The organism is Thioclava sp. ISO4 (assembly GCF_058105145.1).
In genome coordinates this window covers 311,499-332,181 of record NZ_CM176571.1, presented here as the reverse complement: position 1 = coordinate 332,181, position 20,683 = coordinate 311,499, and the positions used below count along the sequence as shown (strand labels likewise).

The following is a 20,683-nucleotide window of genomic DNA, read 5'->3' as shown; positions in this document are numbered from 1 at the left end:
CGGACCCGCAGCGCGACTGGCGCGTTACGGCGGGACTTCCGCTTTCGCAAGGAGTGCCTAAATCTATGGTCATGAAACAGATCCGCATCCTGCTCGCCGCGATCTTCACGCTGGCGCTCGCCCTTCCGGCCTCGGCCGGGAAAGTCTCGCTGAATGAAATCTCGGCCTATCTGAACGCGCTGACCTCCGCCTCTGCGGATTTCACGCAGGTCAATTCGGACGGGTCGATCTCGACCGGCAAGCTGTTCATCAAGCGCCCCGGCCGGGCGCGCTTCCAATACAATAACGACAAGACGCTGGTGCTGGCCTCAGCCAACCGGGTTGCAGTGTTCGATCCGAAATCGAACCAGCCGCCGGAGCAATATCCGCTGGTGAAGACGCCGCTGAACCTGATCCTGGGACGGAATATCGACCTGAATCGCAACGGCATGGTCGTGGGCTACACGACGGATGGACCGAAGACGATCGTCACCGCGCAGGATCCGGAGCATCCCGAATACGGGAATATTCAGCTGATCTTTACCGACGGGCCGGTCGAGCTGCGCCAGTGGGTGATCACCAACCAGTCGGGCGAGAAGACCACGACGATCCTGAACAACCTGCAGAAGGGCGGCAACTTCGCCACGTCGATGTTCTCCATCGATCAGGCGCTGGCCCAGCGGCGCTGATTGCTCAGCGCCGGCAGGATTGCAGCTGAATCTGATACATCTGCGCGCGGGATGCGACACGGTTGGCGACGGCGAGAAGCCAGGATTTCGACCGGTGTGACCCGCGCGAATAGCCGCCGCGCCCTTCGTGATAGGCCAGATACTGGTTGCGCGCGTCGGCCTTGGAGATGCCGAGCTGCTTCTGCGTGCCGTCCATGTACCAGCCCATGAAGTCGGTCGCGTCGGCGATGCGGTTGCGTCTTGCGCCGAAGCGATGGGTGTCTTCGCGATACTCGTCCCAGGTGCCATCCAGCGCTTGGCTGTAGCCATAGGCGGAGCTCTGGCGGCCCAGCGGGATGATCCCGAGCGCGAAGCGCTGCGGCGTCTTCGCATTGCCGTCGAACTTGCTTTCCTGGTGGATCGTGGCCATCTGCACCGCGACCGGCACGCCCCAGCGGGCCTCCGTCCGGCGCATGGCGTTAAAATATTGCGGGCGTTCTTTGATGATCGCGCAGGCGTCATCAAGATTGCGCGGGGGCTTGGACGGTCCGCCTCCGCAGGCGGCCACCGCAAGCACTACGCCGAGGGCGAGGTATTTCTTCATAGCTGCTCTTCTTTGCTCTGACGGCCTTGTTTTTTGCAAGTCTATGCGTAATTGGCCCGTTCGAAAACCAGGAAACGCACAGGGTCAGCGGACTGTCGCGACGAATCGGACAATCTGTTTCCGGCGGAAATGAGGCGAAAACGTGGACCTGAGCGGTTTCACGATTTAGAATTAAGGTATGAGGATAGATATGCATACCACGCACGCGAAATATCACATCGGCCAAGTGGTGCGACATCGCAACCACCCGTTCCGCGGGGTGGTGTTCGATGTCGATGCGATCTTCTCCAACTCGCAGGAATGGTATGACGCGATTCCCGAGGAGTCGCGCCCGTCCAAGGACCAGCCCTATTACCACCTGCTCGCCGAGAACGACGAGAGCTACTACGTGGCCTATGTGTCCGAGCAGAACCTCGTTGCGGATTTCTCCGGCGAACCGGTGAGCCATCCCGATCTCGAGGATCTCTTCGGCGAATTCGGCAATGGCTCCTACCGGCTGCAATTCCAACTGAACTGAACCGCGCCTTCCATGGTGCGAGGCCGCGGGTCGGGCAGGGGGCCTATCCCGCCTGTCGCATCTCGATCGGGTCTAGCGGCATGCGGAAGGCGAGCAGATTGCGCCCTTCCTCGCGGTGATAGCCCAGATCGGTCGCAAGATCGCGGATCAGGAACCAGCCGAAGCCGCCTTCGGGCAGGCTGGTCGGGTCTGGCCGCTCCGGGTCGCGGTCTTCCAGATCGAGGCAGGCCGGGGGCAGCGCGACCCCGTCGTCGCTGACCGAGCAGGTGAGCCCCTTACCGTCGCGCGCGATGGAGAGAGAGATCGTGCCTTTGCCGCTATCGCCGTAGCCATGCTCGACGATGTTGTTGAGGACTTCCGCGAGAATCAATTCCAGCGGCCCGGCCTCTTCCTCGGTCATCAGACGGATGAAGCGCGCCACGGCGGCCCGCAGCGCGTCGCGCACCGCGATCGGTGTCGCCGCGAAGCTGAGGTTGAAGACCCGCACTTCCGTCTGCTGCGGGTGCGGGCTTGGGCGCGCGGTGCTGGGGGGCGATTTCGGTCTCACACGCTCACGCATATTTCCGGCCCTCCCCCAGCGCGGCTTCGATGTCGGCGTGGATCGGCAGCACCGAATCCATGCGGGTCAGGCGAAAAACCTTCGCGACATTCGGCGTCAGCCCGCAAAGCTCCAGCTGTCGGTTTGGCGCGAGCGATTTCATCACCGCCACCACCGCGCCGAGGCCCGAACTGTCGAGAAACTCCACCTTCGAGAGGTCCAGCAGCACCCGCGCTGCCGGTTGCACGGTTACATCGCGCATTCTTTCCTTGAACCGGATCGCGATGGCAGCGTCCAGCCGCGCCTCGGCCAGATGGACGACGAGCGCGCCTTCCAGCGCTTCGGCAGTGAGGTTCATGTCCGACTCCCACGGTTGATCTGACGGGAAGGCTAGACGGCAATGCTTACCATTCGGTATCCGTGGGACAGAATTTTGGAGGGTATCATGGAAAACGTGGTGATCGTCGGAGCCTCGCGCACGCCGATGGGCGGAATGCAGGGCGTCTTTGCAGCTGTGCCTGCGTCGGAACTGGGCGGGGCTGCCATCAAGGCGGCGATGGACGGCGCGGGCGTCGCGCCTGCGCGGATCGAGGAAGTGCTGATGGGCTGCGTGCTGCCCGCAGGTCAGGGGCAGGCGCCCGCGCGACAGGCAGGCTTCGCGGCAGGCCTCGGCGAAGAGGTGCCCGCGACGACGCTGAACAAGATGTGCGGCTCGGGCATGAAAGCGGCGATGGTGGCCTATGACCAGATCGCGCTCGGCCAGACCGGGGTGATGGTCGCGGGCGGCATGGAGAGCATGACCAACGCGCCCTACATGCTGCCGAAGATGCGCGCAGGGGCGCGGTTGGGCCATGCTCAGGCGCTCGATCACATGTTCCTCGACGGGCTGGAGGATGCCTATGACAAGGGCCGTCTGATGGGCACCTTTGCCGAGGATTGCGCGCAGGCGTTCCAGTTCACCCGCGAAGCGCAGGACGATTACGCGGTGGCCTCGCTGAACCGTGCCGTTGCTGCGGAGAAATCCGGGGCTTTCGCGGGTGAGATCGCGCCGGTGACCGTGAAGACCCGCAAGGGCGAGACGGTGGTTTCCATCGACGAGCAACCGGGCAATGCGCGCCCCGACAAGATCCCGCATCTCAAGCCCGCCTTCCGCAAGGACGGCACGGTGACGGCGGCGAATTCGTCCTCGATCTCGGATGGGGCGGCGGCGCTGGTGCTGGCCTCGGAGGCTGCGGCGAAGGCCGAGGGCCTGCCGATCCGCGCCCGCATTCTGGGCCATGCGAGCCATGCGCAGGCGCCGGCCGATTTCCCGACGGCGCCGGTTCCGGCGGCGGAGAAGCTGCTGAAAAAGCTCGGCTGGACGGTCGATGACGTCGATCTGTGGGAGGTCAACGAGGCCTTCGCGGTCGTGCCGATGGCCTTCATGCACAAATTGGGCATCTCGCATGACAAGGTGAACGTGAATGGCGGCGCCTGTGCGCTTGGCCATCCGATCGGGGCGTCGGGCGCGCGGATCATCGTGACGCTGCTCAATGCGCTGGAAAAGGCCGATCTCAAGCGCGGCGTGGCCGCGATCTGTATCGGTGGGGGCGAGGGCACGGCCATCGCGATCGAACGGGTATGAGCGTGGATTACGACGATCTGGCGAAACGCATCGCCGCGCTGACCGAAGGCGAGACCGACGAGGTCGCGCTGATGGCGACGCTCGCCTGCGAAATCCATCATGCGGATGACCGTTTCGACTGGACCGGGTTCTACCGGGTCACCGAGCCGGAACTGCTGAAGATCGGCCCCTATCAGGGCGGGCATGGCTGTCTCGTGATCCCGTTTTCGCGCGGGGTCTGCGGGGCGGCTGCCCGCGAGGGAGCTACCCAGCTGGTGCCCGATGTCGAGGCCTTCCCCGGCCATATCGCCTGCGCCACCTCCACCCGCTCGGAACTGGTGATCCCGGTCTATGCGCAGCGTGGTATCATCGCGGTGCTCGACATCGACAGCGATCAGCCCGACGCCTTCACCGAAGCGGATGCCGCGGCGCTGGAAGCGATCCTGAAGGACGTGTTCGGCGCGCTCTGACTTGACCGCCGCGCGGGGGCGGTGCATCCCCCGCGCATGAGTTATGTCTATGACCCGCCGCAGGAGGCCCCGCGCATCCTTCATGCCGATCACGAAATCCTCGTGGTCGACAAACAGGCGGGGCTGCTCTCGGTGCCCGGCAAGGGGCCGGACAAGGCCGACTGCCTGATTGCGCGGCTGCGGGGGATTTACCCCGAGGTGCTGCTGGTGCATCGGCTCGATACCGATACTTCGGGCGTGATGGTCTTCGCGCTGACGCCCCATGCGCAGCGCCATCTCGGTCTGCAATTCGAGAAGCGCCAGACGAAGAAAGCCTATCAGGCGCGGCTTTGGGGTGAGCTGGCCGAGAAGGAGGGGCGGGTCGACCTGCCGCTTTGTGTCGACTGGCCGAACCGTCCGCGCCAGCATGTCGATCATGAGAACGGCCGCCCCGCCCAGACCGACTGGCGGGTGATGCGCCATCAGGACGGCACGACGCGGGTGCGGCTGATGCCGATCACGGGGCGCAGCCACCAGCTGCGGGTGCATATGGCCGAGCTTGGCCATCCGATCCTCGGCGATCCGCTTTATGCCGAAGGCCCGGCGCAGGCGTTCGAGCGCCTGATGCTCCATGCCGAGACCCTGCGCTTCCGGCATCCCGATGGCGGGATGCATATGACCTTCACCGCGCCGGTCCAGTTCTGAAACCGATACAATCGCAGGTCTTTTCCCCGCCTGCGCGCGCAGGCATACTCCTGCGAGACTTATTGCGGAGAGCCCGATGCCCAAACCTTTGCGCCTTGGTGTGAATATCGACCACGTGGCCACCGTGCGGAATGCCCGCGGCTCGGCCTATCCCGACCCGCTGCGCGCCGCGCGTCTGGCCGAACAGGCCGGGGCCGACGGGATCACCGCGCATCTGCGCGAAGACCGCCGTCATATCCGCGACGCGGATATCGACGCGTTGCGCAGCGGCATCGACATCCCGCTGAATTTCGAGATGGCCGCGACGCCCGAGATGCAGGAGATCGCGCTGCGCCATCTGCCCCATGCCTGCTGCATCGTGCCGGAAAAGCGCGAAGAGGTGACGACCGAAGGCGGCCTCGACGTCGCGGGCGATCTGTCGCGGCTGACCGATTACGTGGGACCGCTCGTCGAGGCGGGCATCCGCGTGTCGATGTTCATCGGTCACGACCCGGCGCAGATCGAAGCCTCCGCCAAGATCGGCGCGCAGGTGATCGAGCTGCATACCGGCCATTTCTGCGACATGCATTACGCGGGCGATTTCGCCGCGCGCGATGCCGAGCTGGAGGCGCTGAAAGCGGGCGCCGCCTATGCCGACAGCCTCGGGCTGGAGGTTCATGCCGGCCACGGTCTGACCTATGAGACCGTCGAGCCGATCGCCGAGATGAAGCAGATTCGCGAGTTGAACATCGGCCATTTCCTGATCTCCGAGGCGATCTTCGTGGGGCTCGGTCCCGCGATCGTGCATATGCGCAAGCTGATGGATGCGGCGCGGGGCTGAGGCGGCATGATCCTCGGCATCGGCACTGATCTCGCGAATATCGAGCGGATTGAGCGCACGCTCGAGCGCTTCGGCGACCGCTTCCGCAACCGGGTCTTCACCGAGACCGAGCAGCGCAAGGCCGAGCGCCGCAAGGATGTGGCGGGCACCTATGCCAAGCGCTGGGCGGCGAAGGAGGCCTGTTCCAAAGCGCTTGGGACCGGGTTGCGCATGGGCATCGCATGGAAGGATATGGCGGTCACGAATCTGCCAACGGGACAGCCGGTGATGCAGGTCACGGGCTGGGCGGCGGACCGGCTTAAGGAAATGACACCAGAGGGTTACGAGGCCGTCATCCATGTGACGCTGACCGATGACCACCCCTGGGCGCAGGCCTTCGTCGTGATCGAGGCCCGCAAGCTTTCTTGACTTGGGCGCGAGGCCGCGTATTGAGGCCAAGGAATTTTGAGGCAGGGTAAGAGATAATGGCGAAGAACAAGGCCGAGGGCGGTATCCTCGACACGATCAAGACGATTGTCTGGGCACTGGTGATCGCGGGGGTGTTCCGCACGCTGTTCTTCCAGCCCTTCTGGATTCCCTCCGGCTCGATGAAGGACACGCTGCTGATCGGCGACTTCCTCTTCGTGAACAAGATGGCCTATGGCTATTCGCGCTATTCCTGCCCGTTCTCGGCCTGCCCCTTCGATGGGCGCCTGCTGGCCAGCGACCCCGAGCGCGGCGACGTCGTGGTGTTCCGTCACCCGACCAAGAACGTCGATTTCATCAAGCGTCTGATCGGCCTGCCGGGCGACAAGATCCAGATGATCAACGGCGTGCTGCAGATCAACGGCAAGGCCGTCGAGATGAAGCCCGAGCCCGATTTCGAGGAAGTCATGCAACCGCAGGGTCCGCAGGGGCTACTGCCGCGCTGCTCGAACTCGCCGGTGGGCATGGGCGATACCTGCATCAAGAAGCGCTATGCCGAGACGCTGCCCAATGGCGTCACGCATGACATCTTGCAGATCAACAATGACGGCCCCGTGGACAACACGCCCGTCTACACCGTGCCCGAGGGCATGTATTTCTTCATGGGCGACAACCGCGACAACTCCGAAGACAGCCGCTTCCCGCAATCGGTGGGCGGTCTCGGCTTCGTCCCGAAAGAGAACCTGATCGGCCGGGCCGACCGGGTGATGTTCTCCTCGGCGGGTCGCTCGCTGTTCTACTTCTGGACCTGGCGTCCGGATCGGTTCTTCAAGGCGATCAATTGAAGCTAAGCGCGGAGATCAAGGCATTCGAGCAGCGCCTCGGGCATGAGTTCAAACGGCCCGAGCTGCTGGCGCGCGCGCTGACGCATAGCTCGATCTCCACGCCGACCCGGCCCGACAACCAGCGGCTGGAATTTCTGGGCGATCGCGTTTTGGGTCTCGTGATGGCCGAGGCGCTGTTCCTGGGCGATCGCGCCGCTTCCGAGGGCCAGATGGCGCCGCGCTTCAACGCTCTCGTGCGCAAGGAAGCCTGCGCCGATATCGCCCGCAAGATCGACCTCGGTGCGGTGCTCAAGCTCGGCCGGTCCGAGATGATGACCGGCGGGCGGCGCAAGCTCGCCCTGCTGGGCGACGCGATGGAGGCGGTGATCGCCGCGGTCTATCTCGATGGTGGGTTCGACGCGGCGAAGGTGCTGATCCTGCGGCTTTGGGAAGACCGGCTCGACAGTGTCGAGGAAGACGCGCGCGACCCGAAAACCGCGCTGCAGGAATGGGCGCAGGCACGCGGCCTGCCGCCGCCGCGCTACGAGATCATCCATCGCGACGGTCCCGATCACGCCCCCAATTTCACCATCGAGGTGCGTCTGGAAAACGGCGCGCGCGAAACGGCGAAGGCCGGATCGAAGCGTCAGGGCGAGATGACGGCGGCGAAGACGCTGCTGAAACGTCTGGAAGAGGGCGCTGAGGGCTGAGCCAAGGCCCGGATCAGCCGCGCAGCGGCCCGGGCAGCGCCCGACCGCCCCCTCGGGCGGGCGCTTTCGACACCACCGCGCGTGGACAGCTCTTGCGGATTTTGCCCGATCAAGCGCAGACCACGAAGGTATCACGCCCACCCGGCGGTCAGCCGCCACCCTCCGCCACATGACAAGATGACTGGCAACGCGGGCCGTTATAAGCTACGCCGCGCCCCGTATCGCTTCGCGTATCGCCAAAAAGGAACACCCATGACCACACGCGCCGGTTTCGTCGCCCTGATCGGAGAGCCCAATGCGGGCAAATCCACGCTGCTCAACGCGATGGTTGGCGCGAAGGTCTCGATCGTCACCCATAAGGTGCAGACCACCCGCGCCCGCATCCGTGGCGTCGCGATGGAAGGCCAGAGCCAGATCGTCTTCGTCGACACGCCCGGCATCTTCCGCCCGCGCCGTCGTCTGGATCGCGCGATGGTCAACGCGGCTTGGGGCGGGGCGGCCGATGCCGACATGATCGTCCTGCTGGTCGAGGCGCATCGTGGCCTCACCCCGGGTGTTGAGAGCATCCTCGAAGCACTCCGCGAACGCGACGGCTCGCAGCCGGTCGCGCTTGCGATCAACAAGATCGACAAGGTGAAATCCGAGGAGCTTCTGGGCCTGACCGCGAAGCTCAACGAAGCGTTCGAGTTCACCAAGACCTTCATGATCTCCGCAGAGCGCGGCTACGGCGTGCAGGATCTCAAGGAATGGCTTGCGGGTGAGATGCCCGAGGGGCCGTGGCTCTATCCCGAAGACCAGATCGCCGACCTGCCGATGCGCATGATCGCGTCGGAGATCACCCGCGAGAAGCTGACGCTGCGCCTGCATGAAGAACTGCCCTACCAGCTGACCGTCGAGACCGAGAGCTGGGAAGAGCGCAAGGACGGCTCTGCGCGGATCGATCAGGTTATCTATGTCGCGCGCGACGGTCACAAGGGGATCATCCTCGGCAAGGGCGGCGAGACGATCAAGGCGATCTCGAAAGCCGCGCGCGAAGAGCTGATCGAGTTCCTCGACCGGCCCGTGCATCTGTTCCTGCAGGTTAAGGTGCGCCCGAACTGGCTCGAAGAGGCCGAGCGCTATTCCGAGATGGGTCTCGATTTCAAGGACTCGAAGTGATGAGCGAGGCGCGGCTGACCACGGATTTCTGGGTCCGCGCCTATCTCAAGCGGCTGGAGCTGGCGAATATCCCGGCCTATGTCACCGCGCATGGGCAGGCGTCTTCGGGGGCCGTGCTGGTGAAATGCGCGCGGCTCGACGGGACCGCCCAAAGCTACGAGCGGCGCGCCGACCTGATGACCGGCAAAAGCGTATGGATGCTGTTGCATGACGGTCCCGAGGCCGAGGTCGATGCCAGCATCCGCAAGCAACGCAGTTTCGACCCCGACCTTTGGGTCATCGAGATCGAGAGCCGCGACGGGCGCACGATGCTGGACGAGGATGGCCTCAGCGGCTGATCCCGAGACGGTTGAGCCCGCGACCCAAGGTCACGATCACCAGCCCGCCGATCCAGAAGGCCACGAGGAACTTCGCGCACCACAGGCCCAGCCCGCCCCATCCGAGCTTGTCGAGGTTGAGGAAGAAATACGGGTAGAACCCGGTCTCCAGCCCCCGGATCACCGCATAGACCAGATAGACGAGCGGCCAGGCGAGCCAGATCGCCGCGTGGTGGCTCGTCAGCCCGCCTTTAGGCGCGAAGGCCAGCCACCAGACCGGCACGAGGATCGGGGCGGCCGTGTGGTAGAGCAGGTTCGAGACGTAATCGAGCCCGTGCAGCGGCGCGTCACCCGCCAGCAGCAGGTGATAGACCACGCCCACGATCAGGATCCACAGCACCAGCGCCGCGAGGAACGGTTTGGCCAGTGCCCGTTTGCGCCATGCCATCCAGCCGAAGGCGAGGCCCACCAGCGTGTTCGTCCAGATCGTGAAATAGCGAAACATCAGCCACAGGATGCCCAGCGGCACGGCGGCGTGGGGGTGTTCGGCCATGTTGTTGACGAAGCTCGCGCCGAACGCCGCCAATTCGACGAGGGCGATCAGGGCGGCGAAGAGGATCGAGGCGCGTGTCATGGCGATGACGCTAGTGCGGCGCGGGTCGCTCGCGCAACTCACGAAGCTGCTTGCGCCGCAACGTCACGGAAAGGATAGTCGCTGCCATGGACTGGCAAGACCTCGGCACGATCCTCTCGGCACGACCGCATGGCGAAAGCTCGATGATCGTCGAGCTGTTCACCTCGGCGCATGGGCGTCACGCGGGGGTCGTGCGCGGGGGCGCGTCGCGGAAGATGACGGGGATCTTGCAGCCGGGAAACCGGGTCACGGCGACGTGGCGCGCGCGGCTGGAAGATCACCTTGGCAGCTACACGATCGAGCCTTTGCAAAGCCGCGCGGTGATCCTGTCGGACCGGCAGGCGCTGGCCGGGCTGAACGCCGCGACGGCTTTGCTGCGGTTCACGCTGCCCGAACGCGAGGCGCATGACGCGCTGTTTCTGGCCTCCGAGGCGCTGTTCGACGCGATGGCCGAGGGCGGCGATTGGGTGCCGACCTATCTGCGCTGGGAGTTGGGGCTGCTGGAAGAGATGGGCTACGGGCTCGACCTGTCCTCCTGCGCGGTGACCGGGTCGCGCGACGATCTGGCCTATGTCAGCCCGCGTTCGGGGCGTGCGGTGAGCCGTCAGGGCGCCGGGGAATGGGCGCCGCGACTGCTGCCGCTGCCGCTGTGCCTGCTGGGGCAGGGGCCCGCGAGTATGGGCGAGATCGTGCAGGGGCTGCGGCTGACCGGGTTCTTCCTTGGCGAGCGGATGGCGCCGGATCTGGGGGATCGGCCCTTGCCCGAGGCGCGGCAGCGGTTTGTGGATTTGCTGGGGCGGAGTGCGCGCTGACGGAGGGACGCGCCCGAGCCTCAGGGGGGCGCTTTGTTCGGCTCGTGGCTGGGCGCTTTATCTCTCAAGCCCGTAGGTCGGTGGTGCCCGCGATGTCATCGCCAATGCGCCCTCCCGGGGGGGAGGGTCGGGCGCGGCCCGGGGCTGGTCGCCCCGTGCTATAGTTGGAAACCCGCAGTGGTGCTCAAGGCCGCTCGCGATCGTCCAGCAGCAGCGTTAGCAACGCCAGATCCAGCCAGCGCCCGAACTTCTTGCCGACCTGCGGCATCAAGCCGACCTGCGTGAAGCCCAGCCGCTCATGCAGCCGGATCGAGCCCTCATTCGCAGCGTCGATCGCGCCGACCATAACGTGAAACCCGCCCTCTTTGGCACGCGCGATCAGCGCCTCCATCAGCTTCGCGCCCTTGCCGCCCGCGCGGTGGTCGCGATGGACATAGACGGAATGCTCGACGCTCAGGTGATAGCCGTCATGGGGACGGAAGGGGCCGAAGCTCGCATAGCCCACGGCACGCCCGTCTTCCTCCCAGACCAGCACCGGATAGCCCGCCGCCTGCCGATCCGCGATATAGGCGCGGCGGTTCTCGGGGCCGACCTCGATCTCGTTCCAGATCGCGGTCGTGTTGCGCACCGCGTCATTGTAAATCTCGGTGATCGCCTCAGCGTCTTGCGGTCTTGCGTCGCGGATCATCTGCGCCCCTCCAGTCTGTCGCGCCAGATTTGGCCGCGAAACCGGGCGAGCGCAACGCTATTTCTGCACGACGAAATGTCCGGTGCGGCGCACGGCCTCGGCGGCGGATACGAACTCCACGCCCAGATCGCGGGTCGCGGCCGCGTGGCTGAGGTGCATCTTCATCCCGAGCATCGGCTTGATCAACGCGATCTGCTCGTCGAACAGCGCGAGGATCGAGACGATCCAGTTCGGCGCCTTCCGCGTCGGGATCTTGCGGTCGGGGAACTCGGCCTTCAGCACCTTCGCCATCTCGAGGAAGGACATGAAGCTTTCCGCGCAGACATAGCGACGGCCGATGCTCTCGGACCGGTCGAGCGCCGCGACATGGCAGGCGGAGACATCGGCGACATCGACCACCGGAATATCGAATTCCGGCGCCATCGGGTCCTTGCCCGCCATCAGCCGCTCGATCACCGCGACCGACGAGCCGGTATGGCGGTCCATCGGCGTGCCGCAGACGAGGCCGGGATTGATCACGGTCAGCCGCATCTCGTGATGATCCTCGATGAATTCCCACGCCGCTTCCTCGGCGAAAATCTTCGAGCGCGTATAGGGGCTGCAGGTCGGCGCACGCGGGTTCGACCAGTCGACCTCCGTGATCGGGTCGGAGGTCACGCCATGCATCACCGCCTCCATCGAGGAGGTCTGGATTACGCGGGTCACACCGGCGGCCTGCGCCGCAGCCAGCACCCGCTTGGTGCCCTCGACCGCAGGCTGGATCACCTCGGCCTCGTTCTTGGGCTTGCTGAGCGGGAAGGGGGAGGCAGTGTGGATCACGGCATCGACCCCCGCCATCGCCGCGTCCCAGCCCTTATCCGCCATCAGATCGGCCTCGACGAAGCTCAGCCGCTCCAGCGCTTCGGGGCTAAGGTCGCTCAAGGCGGCTTTCACCTCCTCGCCGCGGCTGGCCTTGCGCAGCGTGCCGCGCACGATCTCGCCCTGCGCCAGAAGGTCATAGGCAATGCGTTTGGCGATGAAGCCGGTGATGCCTGTGACCAGAATTGTGCGAGCCATGCGCCCTCCGTTGTGCTGAACCTCGTCGTTCAACTTGCGGGGGCGTTGGGCGGGTGTCAAATCAGAACGGGGCGATGCGAGATTTGCCCGCATCGCCCCGTATTTTTCAGTCTGGTTCCGGCGCCGCGACGCGCGGCGCGGCACTCACCCAAGCAGTCTGCGCGCGATCACCTGCGCCTGAATTTCGGCGGCACCCTCGAAGATGTTCAGGATGCGCGCGTCGCAGAGGATGCGGCTGATCTGGTATTCCAGCGCGAAGCCGTTGCCGCCGTGGATCTGCAGCGCGTTATCCGCCGCCGCCCAAGCCACGCGGGCCCCCAGCAGCTTCGCCATGCCGGCTTCCAGATCGCAACGATGTCCGTGATCCTTTTCCCAGGCCGAGAAATAGGTCAGCTGGCGGGCGATCATCGTCTCCACCGCCATCATCGCGAGCTTCGAGGAGACGCGCGGGAATTCGATCAGAGACTTGCCGAATTGCTTGCGGTCGATCGCGTATTGCATCCCGATCTCCAGAGCCGATTGCGCCACGCCCACGGCGCGGGCGGCGGTCTGGATGCGGGCGGATTCAAACGTCTCCATGAGCTGCTTGAAGCCCTTGCCCTCTTCGCCGCCCAGAAGGTTCTCGCCCTTCACACGGAAATTGTCGAAGCCGAGCTCGTATTCCTTCATGCCGCGATAGCCGAGCACTTCGATCTCGCCGCCGGTCATGCCCTCGGTGGGGAAGGGATTGTCATCGGTGCCCGGCGTCTTCTCCGCCAAGAACATCGACAGGCCCTTGTAGTTGTCGGTCGCGGGATCGGTGCGCGCGAGCAGCGTCATCACATGGGTGCGCTGCGCATGGGTGATCCACGTCTTGTTGCCCGTCACCAGCCAGTCGTCGCCATCCTTGACCGCGCGGGTGCGCAAGGAGCCCAGATCCGAGCCGGTATTCGGTTCGGTGAACACGGCGGTCGAGAGGATCTCACCGGTGGACAGGCCCGGAAGCCATTTCTGCTTCTGCTCTTCGGTGCCACCGCAGATGATCAGCTCGGCGGCGATCTCGGACCGGGTGCCCAAGGAGCCCACACCGATATAGCCGCGCGAAAGCTCCTCGGTCACGACGACCATCGAGGCTTTCGACAGGCCGAGCCCGCCATATTCTTCCGGAATGGTCAGGCCGAAGACGCCCAGTTCGGCCAGTTCCTCGATGATCTCCATCGGGATCAGCTCGTCTTTGAGGTGCCATTCATGCGCATTCGGCTTCACGCGATCTTCGGCGTAGCGGTAGAACTGCTCGCGGATCATTTCGAGGTCTTCGTCGAGACCCGACTGCCCGAAGATCGAGCGGCCCTGAACGTCGCGCATCAGCTCGACCAGACGCATCCGGGCGGCGTTGGAATTGCCCTCGGCGATCAGCTTCGCGGCAGCCTCGGACGGGGTCCAGCTGACGTCCATATCGGCCAGGCGCACCATCTCGCCCTGGTTCATCTGGATGCCGCCCGCGATCTGCGCGAGATATTCACCGAAGCCGATCTGCACGATCAGCTTCTCCATCTCGCCCAGTTTGCCTTCCTCGGCCAGACGCGCGGCCCAGCCGTGCAGCTGCTTGAGCGACTGCTGGTAGGTGGTCAGCCAAGCAAGGCCATGGGCGCGATATTGGTTCGCCTCGAGCGCGGCGCCGGAAATGCGGCCGTCTTTCTCGGTCGCAGCGCGCAGGCTCGCGGTCGCGTCGGAGACCAGCGTCTCCAGTTCGGGCAAGCTCGCCTCCGCAAGGCCCATCAGGTCGTCCAGAATGATCGTCGTCGGCATATCGGCCCCGTCATGTGCCATGAGTCGGCTCCTTATTCTGCAGTTGCAGCCTGTCTAGTTACTTCGCAACCGCAGCGCAATAAAAATTCGCCAGTAGCGACGATTGCGACGGATAATGTCGCAGTGGTTGTCGGCGCGGTCGGATATCCGCCTGATTTCACGTCGCTTCACGGCTGCATCCCGCCGCGTAACCCGCTAGAAGCGACGCGGGACACAGAAGGGAACGCGCATGTTCGGGATGGAAGTTTGGCAAATATTCGCGGCGCTTGGCGTCACGCTTTTCGCAGGTTTCGTGAAAGGCGCGGTCGGTTTCGCGATGCCGATGATCATGCTCTCGAGCTTCGCGTCCTTCCTGCCGCCGCATCAGGCGCTGGCGCTTTTGATCCTGCCGACGCTGGTGACCAACGTGATGCAGGCCTTCCGTCAGGGTGTCGGCGCGGCGGTGGGCTCGATCAAGAATTACCGGTTGTTCATCGCGATGATCATCGTCTTCATCCCGATCAGCGCGACCCTCGTCGACGTGATCCCGCAGCCGGTGATGTATGCGCTTTTGGGCGGGCCGATCGTCGCCTTCTCGATCTGGCAGATCTCGGGACGGCAGATCCCGATGCCCACGCGCCACCGGGCGGTGACCGAGACGGGGCTGGGCATCGTCGCGGGGCTCTATGGCGGGATTTCCGGGATCTGGGGGCCGCCGCTGATCATCTACCTGATCTCGATCGACGCGCCGAAACAGGAGGCCGTGCGCATCCTTGGCGTCGTCTTCCTCACCGGCGCGATCATCCTCACCGGCTCGCATCTGGTCTCGGGCGTGCTGAACGCGCAGACGATCCCGCTGTCGCTTCTGATGATCCTGCCCGCGCTGGCAGGGATGAAGCTGGGCTTCAAGGCGCAGGACCGGCTCGACCCGGTGCGATTCCGGTGGTGGACACTGATCCTGCTGGGCGTGGCCGGGCTGAACCTGCTGCGCCGTGCGCTGATGGGTTAAGCCACGAAGGGGCGCAGCCCCTGACGGCGGGCGGAGGCCAGCGTCTTCGCCTCATAGCCCGAGACGATCTTGCGTACCGGCTTGCGATGGAGCGGCACCCCGCCTTCGCGCACCAGCCCCGCAAAGGCCGTGGTCGCCGCCAGAAGCGGTTGCCGGGCGAGCCGCCCGATATGCAGGCTCTCCAGCTTGCAGCCATCCGCCATCAGCAGGTGGTGGCCGCCCAAGAGCAGCCCGTGCCATTCGAGCACGCCGGGGCAATCGGGTTGCAGCGCGGCGCAGCCATCGGCCAGCGAGCGCGCCTCGATCAGCACCTCGTCCTCGCCGAAGATGAAATCCACCGACGGCCCGCTGAGCGCCACGCGGTGCTGCGGCATGACCCACAGATCCTGCCGCGCCGAGAAGACCGGCGCACAGAGTTTCACCGGCCGCAGATGCCCGATCGCAGGCAGGCTGACCCGCCCCGACCAGAGTACCGGCTGCGGCCCGGCATCAACGGTCTCGACCAGATCACCCGCGCGCAGCCGCGCCGCCGGCACTACGCCCTCCGGCGTCTGGATCGGGGTCGCGGGGGCGAAACAGCCCGCCGGTCCCATCGGTTGCAGATGATCTCCAAGCGCCAGCCAATCGACGCGCGGCCCGATCCGCGCGGGCCCCGCCGGATCGATCAGGGCCGCGGCCTCGTCACGCGTCAGCGGCAGCGGCGACACGCCCGCCTGCTGCCGGATCGTGCGCTGGTCGAGCGCCTCCAGCGTCAGCAGGCTCTCGCGCCCCGGCCCGTCCCAGCGCCATGTGAGCCGCATCCGCCCGCCCGTCAGTCGCTCCTGCGTGGCGTCGATCGAGATCGCATGGACCGCCGAGCCGCGCCGCTGCGCCAGCACGATGCGCCCGTCGACATCGAGATTGAGCGAGAGGAAATTCCGCCAGCCTTCGCGCTGATGCAGATGGATCAGCGGCAGGGGCGATTGCTCGCCGCGCATCAGGGTGAATTCCAGCATCAGGCTGCCGCGTGCGAGCAGCTCCGGCAATCTGCGCTCGTCGAACCTGACCGCGCCGCGATGTGCGATCTGCGCACCTATCCAGCCCTGTTGCGCCCTCATCCGCGACGCTCCGAATGCTGCTTTGATCCCATGCCTGTCTCCGCGCCCGGGGAAGCCGACACGGAAAACGCACGCCGCCTGAATAGGCCGCGCGTGGGTCTGTTGCGTCTGACTCCGGGCTTTGCCCTGCTCGATATGCCCGATTTCGGGCTTTTGCTTTTGACATATCATGACACCGCGACCTGCCTTTGGGTAGCCCCTGTCTCCGCGTCACTTGCGCCCGGTGTCGAGCCTGCAACAGCCATTGCCCCGAGGGCTTCGTCGCTCTAAGCCTGTAGCGCTGAAAAGGAGTGCCCATGACGACCGATCCCATCCGCCTGAGCGCCGATCTGATCCGCTGCCCCTCGGTGACCCCGGAGGAGGGCGGCGCGCTGGTCTTGCTGGAAGGCCTGCTGAGCGGGGCAGGCTTCACCTGCACCCGCGTCGATCGCAATGGTACGCCGAACCTTTATGCGCGCTGGGGCGCGAAGGGGGCGGCGAAAAGCTTCGGCTTCAACGGGCACACGGATGTCGTACCGGTGGGCGATGCCGCTGCCTGGACGCATGATCCCTTCGGCGCCGAGATCGTCGATGGCGTCATGTGGGGGCGCGGCGCGACCGACATGAAGACCGCCGTTGCGGCCTTTGCCGCGGCAGCGGTGGATTTCGTGACCGAGACGCCGCCCGACGGCGCGGTGATCCTCGCCATCACCGGCGACGAGGAAGGGCCGGGCCGCGACGGCACGCGGGCGCTTCTGGATTGGATGAAGGCCGAGGGCGAGGCGATGTCGGTCTGCCTCGTCGGCGAGCCGACCTGCCCGAACGAGATGGGCGAGATGATGAAGATCGGGCGGCGTGGCTCGCTCAGCTTCTATATCGAGGCCGAGGGCGTGCAGGGCCATGCCGCCTATCCGCATCGGGCGAAGAACCCGCTGCATGCGCTGGTCGATCTGCTGGGCCGGATGACCGCAGAGCCGCTCGATCACGGCACCGATCATTTCCAGCCGTCGAGCCTGCAGATCACCACCATCGATTGCGGCAACCCGGCCAATAACGTGATCCCGGCCAAGGCGCGCGCGACCGTGAATATCCGCTTCAACGACGCCCATACCGGTGAGGGGCTGATCGCCTGGGCCGAGGCGATGGCCGCCGAGATCTCCGCCGAGACTGGCATCCGTATCGCGCTCAATCCCGACATCTCCGGCGAGAGCTTCGTCACGCCGCCCGGGCCCTTCGTCGATCTCGTCGCGAAATCGGTCGAGGCGGAAACGGGCCGCGCGCCGGAGCTGTCCACCTCGGGCGGCACCTCGGATGCGCGCTTCGTGAAGGATCATTGCCCGGTCGTGGAATTCGGCCTCGTCGGCGCGACGATGCATCAGGTCGACGAACGTGTGCCGCTCGATCAGATCGAAGCCCTCACGCGCGTCTATGCCCGCATATTGAGAGACTATTTCGCATGATCAAGATCGAGCCGGTCACCGATTACACGCCCTGCCACGCGCTGCGCCGGGCGGTGTTCATCGAAGAACAGGGCATCCCGGAGCCCGAGGAATGGGACGATCTCGACGATCAGGCGGTCCATCTGCTTGCCAGCGAGGAGGGCACGCCGCTCGGCACAGCGCGGCTGATCCGCAAGGGTGAGACCGGCAAGATCGGCCGCATCTGCGTGGCGAAATCCGCGCGTGGCACCGGGCTTGGCGCGGCGCTGGTGCGCGACGCCTGCGAACGGTTTGCTGAGATGGGTTGCACCCGCGCCTATCTCTCGGCCCAGAGCTACGCGATCCCGTTCTACGAAAAGCTCGGCTTCGTGCCCTACGGCGCGGATTACGACGACGCGGGCATCCCGCATCGCGATATGGAAAAGCCGCTTTAGCTTCCTCTTGGCGAAAATATCTCGGGGGGTGAGCCGGGGTCGGCGGCCTTCCGGTGGAAGGACGCCCCGGCGAACGCCCGAAGCGCAAGCGCAGGGCTCGACACCCACGAATAGCGCAACACTCTTTGAGTGACGCCCCTCACGCCCCATGTTAGGCAAACCCATGAGCAAACCCGCCCCCATCCCCTCGCGCCAGCAAATCCTCGACTGGCTGAACGACAACCCCGACCAAGGGGCCAAGCGCGACATCGCGCGGGCTTTCGGTGTGAAGGGGCAGGCGAAGATCGAGCTGAAGCGCATTCTCAAGGACATGGCCGAGGAAGGCCTGATCGAGAAGCGCCGCCGCAATTTCCGTGATCCCAACGTGCTGCCGCCGGTGTCCGTGCTGCGCGTGATGCGCGAGGACAGTCAGGGCGACCAATGGGCCGAGCCTGCGGAATGGACTGGCGAGGGGCCTGCGCCTTTGGTGCTCTTCGTTCCGAAGGACGGCGATCCCACGCTGGCCGAGGGCGACCGCATCCTCGGCCGCCTGACCCCGGTCGACGACGAGGATTACAGCTACGAGGCGCGGCTGATCCGCAAGATCGGGCAGGCCTCGCATCGCATCGTCGGCATCTTCCGCAAGAATGCCGAGGGCGGACGGATCATGCCGATCGACAAGGGGGTCGGCAACGAATGGCAAGTGCCGACGGCGGTCACGCAGGGCGCCAAGGATGGCGAGCTGGTCGAGGCCGAACAGACCGGGCCGCGCGGGCGCATGGGCCTGCCCAAGGCGCGCGTCATCGAGGTGCTGGGCGATCCGTCCGCGCCGAAGGCGGTCTCGCTGATCGCGATCCACCAGCATGGTATCCCCGACGATTTCCCCGATGCGGTCGTGGCCGAGGCCGATGCCGCAGAGCCCGCGCCTCTGGGTGATCGCGAAGACCTGCGCAAGCTGTCTTTCGTCACCATCGACCCGGCGGATGCGCGCGACCGCGACGATGCGGTGCTGGTGATCCGCGACGACGATCCGAAGAACGAGGGCGGCTTCCTGATCTGGGTCGCGATCGCCGATGTGGCGCATTACGTCACGCCGGGCTCCGAGCTGGACCGCGAGGCCCGCAAGCGCGGCAACTCCACCTATTTCCCCGACCGCGTCGTGCCGATGCTGCCGGATCGTCTGTCGGGCGACCTGTGCTCGCTGCACGAGAACGTGGACCGCGCGGTATTGGCGGTGCGGATGAAGATCGACGCGCAGGGGCGTAAGGTTAGCCACCGCTTCACGCGCGGCATGATCCGTTCGGTCGGCTCGCTCGAATACGGGCAGGTGCAATCGGCGCGTGACGGCAACCCGGATGAGAAGACCGAGGATATGGTCGAGGAGATCATCGACCCGATCTACGAGGCTTACGAGGCGCTCAAACATGCCCGCGCGATCCGTCAGCCGCTGGAACTGGACCTGCCCGAGCGGCAGATCGTGATCGGCGACGATGGCCATGTCGCCTCGATCCGGTTCAAGGAACGGCTCGATGCGCATAAGCTGATCGAGGAGTTCATGGTGCTGGCCAATGTGGCCGCCGCCGAGGAACTGGAGAAGCTGCGCCGTCCGCTGCTCTATCGTGTCCACGAAGAACCCAGCCTCGAGAAGATCGAGAGCCTGCGCGAAGTGGCGCAGGCGTCGGGCTTCACGCTGGCGAAGGGGCAGGTGCTGCAGACCGCGCATCTGAACAACCTGCTGAGCCAGTCCGAGGGCTCCGAGTTCGACGAGCTGATCAACATCTCGACGCTGCGCTCGATGACACAGGCCTATTATGCGCCGACGAATTACGGGCATTTCGGCCTCGCGCTGCGCTCCTACGCGCATTTCACCTCGCCGATCCGGCGCTATTCCGACCTGATCGTGCACCGCGCGCTGATCCTCGGGCATGGCTGGGGCAAGGATGGGCTGAGCGCGTGGGATATCGAGAATCTCGACGAGACCGCTAAGCAGATTTCCGACACCGAGCGCCGCTCGATGGTGGCCGAACGCGACACGACCGACCGCTATCTGGCGGCTTACCTGTCGGATCGCGTGGGCAGCGAGTTCACCGGCCGCATCTCGGGCGTGCAGAAATTCGGCGCGTTCGTGAAGCTCGACGAGACCGGCGCGGACGGGCTGATCCCGATCCGCGAGATCGGGCGCGAATTCTTCCATTTCGACCGCGAGGCGCAGGAGCTGGTCGGCTCGGATACCGGCATGGTCATCACCATCGGGCAGCGTGTCCGGGTGCGGCTGTCCGAGGCCGTGCCGATCACCGGCGGGCTGATGCTGGAGCTGCTGGAAGTCGAAGGGCAGGGGATGCCCTCGGGCGACGGCAAGCGCCGCAAGGGCCGCCGCCCCGGCACGCGTCCGCCGCGCAAGGGGCCCGGCAAGGGGCCGCGCAAACCGGCCCGCGACGCCGCCAAGAAGAAGGCGGTCGCGCGCAAGGTGAAACGCACGCGCAAGAGCTGAG

24 protein-coding genes are annotated in these 20,683 nt (G+C 65.4%); 16 read left to right on the top strand and 8 right to left on the bottom strand.

What is annotated here, in order from left to right; translation table 11 throughout:
- The first annotated feature begins 71 nt into the window (after nucleotides 1-71).
- Nucleotides 72-668, top strand: a complete 597-nt coding sequence (locus AC2TZ7_RS01735) for a LolA family protein (protein WP_489866775.1) — start codon at nucleotides 72-74, stop codon at nucleotides 666-668.
- A 4-nt stretch (nucleotides 669-672) separates the two neighbouring features.
- Here AC2TZ7_RS01735 and AC2TZ7_RS01730 read toward each other — a convergent pair whose 3' ends face one another.
- Nucleotides 673-1,251, bottom strand: coding sequence for a transglycosylase SLT domain-containing protein (locus AC2TZ7_RS01730; RefSeq protein WP_098412175.1), 579 nt, complete (start codon nucleotides 1,249-1,251; stop codon nucleotides 673-675).
- Nucleotides 1,252-1,441: 190 nt separating this feature from the next.
- Here AC2TZ7_RS01730 and hspQ point away from each other — a divergent pair, with 190 nt between their 5' ends.
- Complete coding sequence (gene hspQ, locus AC2TZ7_RS01725; RefSeq protein WP_078521487.1) at nucleotides 1,442-1,768, top strand: heat shock protein HspQ; 327 nt, start codon at nucleotides 1,442-1,444, stop codon at nucleotides 1,766-1,768.
- A 43-nt stretch (nucleotides 1,769-1,811) separates the two neighbouring features.
- Here hspQ and AC2TZ7_RS01720 read toward each other — a convergent pair whose 3' ends face one another.
- Entirely contained in the window at nucleotides 1,812-2,327 is a 516-nt protein-coding gene (locus AC2TZ7_RS01720) for an ATP-binding protein (RefSeq protein ID WP_489865674.1), read from the bottom strand.
- Complete coding sequence (locus AC2TZ7_RS01715) at nucleotides 2,320-2,664, bottom strand: STAS domain-containing protein (RefSeq protein WP_098412173.1); 345 nt, start codon at nucleotides 2,662-2,664, stop codon at nucleotides 2,320-2,322. The genes AC2TZ7_RS01720 and AC2TZ7_RS01715 overlap by 8 nt, the downstream gene beginning before the upstream one ends.
- An 87-nt stretch (nucleotides 2,665-2,751) precedes the next feature.
- Here AC2TZ7_RS01715 and AC2TZ7_RS01710 point away from each other — a divergent pair, with 87 nt between their 5' ends.
- The 9 genes from AC2TZ7_RS01710 (at nucleotide 2,752) to AC2TZ7_RS01670 (ending at nucleotide 9,318) form a co-directional block, all read left to right on the top strand.
- The gene (locus AC2TZ7_RS01710) at nucleotides 2,752-3,930 is read left to right on the top strand and encodes a thiolase family protein (RefSeq protein ID WP_489865673.1); all 1,179 of its coding nucleotides are present in this window, start codon (nucleotides 2,752-2,754) and stop codon (nucleotides 3,928-3,930) included.
- A complete protein-coding gene (locus tag AC2TZ7_RS01705) occupies nucleotides 3,927-4,379 on the top strand; it encodes a GAF domain-containing protein (protein WP_489865672.1) in 453 nt (150 codons plus the stop codon). Before AC2TZ7_RS01710 ends, AC2TZ7_RS01705 begins: the two co-directional genes overlap by 4 nt.
- A gap of 36 nt (nucleotides 4,380-4,415) precedes the next feature.
- Nucleotides 4,416-5,063: an RluA family pseudouridine synthase gene (locus AC2TZ7_RS01700; RefSeq protein WP_489865671.1), complete on the top strand. Its 648-nt coding sequence runs from the start codon at nucleotides 4,416-4,418 to the stop codon at nucleotides 5,061-5,063.
- A gap of 76 nt (nucleotides 5,064-5,139) precedes the next feature.
- Nucleotides 5,140-5,883 (top strand): pyridoxine 5'-phosphate synthase, encoded by a 744-nt coding sequence (locus tag AC2TZ7_RS01695; RefSeq protein WP_083077999.1) that lies wholly within the window; start codon nucleotides 5,140-5,142, stop codon nucleotides 5,881-5,883.
- Nucleotides 5,884-5,889: 6 nt separating this feature from the next.
- Nucleotides 5,890-6,291, top strand: a complete 402-nt coding sequence (acpS, locus tag AC2TZ7_RS01690; RefSeq protein ID WP_078542544.1) for a holo-ACP synthase — start codon at nucleotides 5,890-5,892, stop codon at nucleotides 6,289-6,291.
- 56 nt (nucleotides 6,292-6,347) lie between these two features.
- Nucleotides 6,348-7,133 (top strand): signal peptidase I, encoded by a 786-nt coding sequence (gene lepB / locus AC2TZ7_RS01685; RefSeq protein WP_093477024.1) that lies wholly within the window; start codon nucleotides 6,348-6,350, stop codon nucleotides 7,131-7,133.
- Nucleotides 7,130-7,822 (top strand): ribonuclease III, encoded by a 693-nt coding sequence (rnc, locus tag AC2TZ7_RS01680; RefSeq protein WP_489865670.1) that lies wholly within the window; start codon nucleotides 7,130-7,132, stop codon nucleotides 7,820-7,822. Before lepB ends, rnc begins: the two co-directional genes overlap by 4 nt.
- A gap of 252 nt (nucleotides 7,823-8,074) precedes the next feature.
- A complete protein-coding gene (gene era / locus AC2TZ7_RS01675) occupies nucleotides 8,075-8,980 on the top strand; it encodes a GTPase Era (RefSeq protein WP_489865669.1) in 906 nt (301 codons plus the stop codon).
- Complete coding sequence (locus AC2TZ7_RS01670) at nucleotides 8,980-9,318, top strand: DUF1491 family protein (protein ID WP_489865668.1); 339 nt, start codon at nucleotides 8,980-8,982, stop codon at nucleotides 9,316-9,318. Before era ends, AC2TZ7_RS01670 begins: the two co-directional genes overlap by 1 nt.
- Here the strand turns inward: AC2TZ7_RS01670 and AC2TZ7_RS01665 are convergent.
- A complete protein-coding gene (locus AC2TZ7_RS01665) occupies nucleotides 9,308-9,931 on the bottom strand; it encodes a Pr6Pr family membrane protein (protein WP_489865667.1) in 624 nt (207 codons plus the stop codon). The two genes, AC2TZ7_RS01670 and AC2TZ7_RS01665, sit on opposite strands and share 11 nt — an antisense overlap.
- Before the next feature lie 86 nt (nucleotides 9,932-10,017).
- Here AC2TZ7_RS01665 and recO point away from each other — a divergent pair, with 86 nt between their 5' ends.
- Entirely contained in the window at nucleotides 10,018-10,743 is a 726-nt protein-coding gene (gene recO / locus AC2TZ7_RS01660) for a DNA repair protein RecO (RefSeq protein ID WP_489865666.1), read from the top strand.
- 184 nt (nucleotides 10,744-10,927) lie between these two features.
- Here recO and AC2TZ7_RS01655 read toward each other — a convergent pair whose 3' ends face one another.
- The 3 genes from AC2TZ7_RS01655 to AC2TZ7_RS01645 all read right to left on the bottom strand — a co-directional run bounded on the left by AC2TZ7_RS01655 (nucleotide 10,928) and on the right by AC2TZ7_RS01645 (nucleotide 14,296).
- Entirely contained in the window at nucleotides 10,928-11,431 is a 504-nt protein-coding gene (locus AC2TZ7_RS01655; protein WP_078521463.1) for a GNAT family N-acetyltransferase, read from the bottom strand.
- 57 nt (nucleotides 11,432-11,488) lie between these two features.
- Nucleotides 11,489-12,487 carry an NAD-dependent epimerase/dehydratase family protein gene (locus tag AC2TZ7_RS01650; RefSeq protein ID WP_489865665.1) on the bottom strand — a complete coding sequence of 333 codons (999 nt, stop codon included), beginning with the start codon at nucleotides 12,485-12,487 and terminating at the stop codon, nucleotides 11,489-11,491.
- A gap of 144 nt (nucleotides 12,488-12,631) precedes the next feature.
- Nucleotides 12,632-14,296, bottom strand: coding sequence for an acyl-CoA dehydrogenase family protein (locus AC2TZ7_RS01645; RefSeq protein ID WP_489865664.1), 1,665 nt, complete (start codon nucleotides 14,294-14,296; stop codon nucleotides 12,632-12,634).
- A gap of 208 nt (nucleotides 14,297-14,504) precedes the next feature.
- Here AC2TZ7_RS01645 and AC2TZ7_RS01640 point away from each other — a divergent pair, with 208 nt between their 5' ends.
- Nucleotides 14,505-15,263: a sulfite exporter TauE/SafE family protein gene (locus tag AC2TZ7_RS01640; RefSeq protein ID WP_098412161.1), complete on the top strand. Its 759-nt coding sequence runs from the start codon at nucleotides 14,505-14,507 to the stop codon at nucleotides 15,261-15,263.
- Here AC2TZ7_RS01640 and AC2TZ7_RS01635 read toward each other — a convergent pair.
- A complete protein-coding gene (locus AC2TZ7_RS01635) occupies nucleotides 15,260-16,360 on the bottom strand; it encodes a Hint domain-containing protein (protein ID WP_489865663.1) in 1,101 nt (366 codons plus the stop codon). The two genes, AC2TZ7_RS01640 and AC2TZ7_RS01635, sit on opposite strands and share 4 nt — an antisense overlap.
- A 296-nt stretch (nucleotides 16,361-16,656) precedes the next feature.
- On the opposite strand from AC2TZ7_RS01635, the gene dapE reads away from it, so the two are divergent.
- The 3 genes from dapE to rnr all read left to right on the top strand — a co-directional run bounded on the left by dapE (nucleotide 16,657) and on the right by rnr (nucleotide 20,682).
- Nucleotides 16,657-17,799, top strand: coding sequence for a succinyl-diaminopimelate desuccinylase (gene dapE / locus AC2TZ7_RS01630; RefSeq protein ID WP_489865662.1), 1,143 nt, complete (start codon nucleotides 16,657-16,659; stop codon nucleotides 17,797-17,799).
- Nucleotides 17,799-18,212, top strand: coding sequence for a GNAT family N-acetyltransferase (locus tag AC2TZ7_RS01625; RefSeq protein WP_489866774.1), 414 nt, complete (start codon nucleotides 17,799-17,801; stop codon nucleotides 18,210-18,212). Before dapE ends, AC2TZ7_RS01625 begins: the two co-directional genes overlap by 1 nt.
- 163 nt (nucleotides 18,213-18,375) lie before the next feature.
- On the top strand, nucleotides 18,376-20,682 hold the full coding sequence (gene rnr / locus AC2TZ7_RS01620) for a ribonuclease R (protein ID WP_489865661.1): 2,307 nt from the start codon (nucleotides 18,376-18,378) through the stop codon (nucleotides 20,680-20,682).
- Nucleotide 20,683 lies beyond the last annotated feature (1 nt).

Bases quoted from the DNA above. Each gene is read 5' to 3' on its own strand.
- AC2TZ7_RS01665 (WP_489865667.1), bottom strand. From the start codon at position 9,931: ATGACACGCGCCTCGATCCTCTTCGCCGCCCTGATCGCCCTCGTCGAA.
- AC2TZ7_RS01735 (WP_489866775.1), top strand. From the start codon at position 72: ATGAAACAGATCCGCATCCTGCTCGCCGCGATCTTCACGCTGGCGCTC.
- AC2TZ7_RS01705 (WP_489865672.1), top strand. From the start codon at position 3,927: ATGAGCGTGGATTACGACGATCTGGCGAAACGCATCGCCGCGCTGACC.
- lepB (WP_093477024.1), top strand. From the start codon at position 6,348: ATGGCGAAGAACAAGGCCGAGGGCGGTATCCTCGACACGATCAAGACG.
- AC2TZ7_RS01730 (WP_098412175.1), bottom strand. From the start codon at position 1,251: ATGAAGAAATACCTCGCCCTCGGCGTAGTGCTTGCGGTGGCCGCCTGC.
- hspQ (WP_078521487.1), top strand. From the start codon at position 1,442: ATGCATACCACGCACGCGAAATATCACATCGGCCAAGTGGTGCGACAT.
- AC2TZ7_RS01720 (WP_489865674.1), bottom strand. From the start codon at position 2,327: ATGCGTGAGCGTGTGAGACCGAAATCGCCCCCCAGCACCGCGCGCCCA.
- AC2TZ7_RS01650 (WP_489865665.1), bottom strand. From the start codon at position 12,487: ATGGCTCGCACAATTCTGGTCACAGGCATCACCGGCTTCATCGCCAAA.
- era (WP_489865669.1), top strand. From the start codon at position 8,075: ATGACCACACGCGCCGGTTTCGTCGCCCTGATCGGAGAGCCCAATGCG.
- AC2TZ7_RS01655 (WP_078521463.1), bottom strand. From the start codon at position 11,431: ATGATCCGCGACGCAAGACCGCAAGACGCTGAGGCGATCACCGAGATT.
- AC2TZ7_RS01700 (WP_489865671.1), top strand. From the start codon at position 4,416: ATGAGTTATGTCTATGACCCGCCGCAGGAGGCCCCGCGCATCCTTCAT.
- AC2TZ7_RS01695 (WP_083077999.1), top strand. From the start codon at position 5,140: ATGCCCAAACCTTTGCGCCTTGGTGTGAATATCGACCACGTGGCCACC.
- acpS (WP_078542544.1), top strand. From the start codon at position 5,890: ATGATCCTCGGCATCGGCACTGATCTCGCGAATATCGAGCGGATTGAG.
- dapE (WP_489865662.1), top strand. From the start codon at position 16,657: ATGACGACCGATCCCATCCGCCTGAGCGCCGATCTGATCCGCTGCCCC.
- AC2TZ7_RS01715 (WP_098412173.1), bottom strand. From the start codon at position 2,664: ATGAACCTCACTGCCGAAGCGCTGGAAGGCGCGCTCGTCGTCCATCTG.
- AC2TZ7_RS01645 (WP_489865664.1), bottom strand. From the start codon at position 14,296: ATGGCACATGACGGGGCCGATATGCCGACGACGATCATTCTGGACGAC.
- AC2TZ7_RS01635 (WP_489865663.1), bottom strand. From the start codon at position 16,360: ATGAGGGCGCAACAGGGCTGGATAGGTGCGCAGATCGCACATCGCGGC.
- AC2TZ7_RS01670 (WP_489865668.1), top strand. From the start codon at position 8,980: ATGAGCGAGGCGCGGCTGACCACGGATTTCTGGGTCCGCGCCTATCTC.
- AC2TZ7_RS01710 (WP_489865673.1), top strand. From the start codon at position 2,752: ATGGAAAACGTGGTGATCGTCGGAGCCTCGCGCACGCCGATGGGCGGA.
- recO (WP_489865666.1), top strand. From the start codon at position 10,018: ATGGACTGGCAAGACCTCGGCACGATCCTCTCGGCACGACCGCATGGC.
- rnr (WP_489865661.1), top strand. From the start codon at position 18,376: ATGAGCAAACCCGCCCCCATCCCCTCGCGCCAGCAAATCCTCGACTGG.
- AC2TZ7_RS01640 (WP_098412161.1), top strand. From the start codon at position 14,505: ATGTTCGGGATGGAAGTTTGGCAAATATTCGCGGCGCTTGGCGTCACG.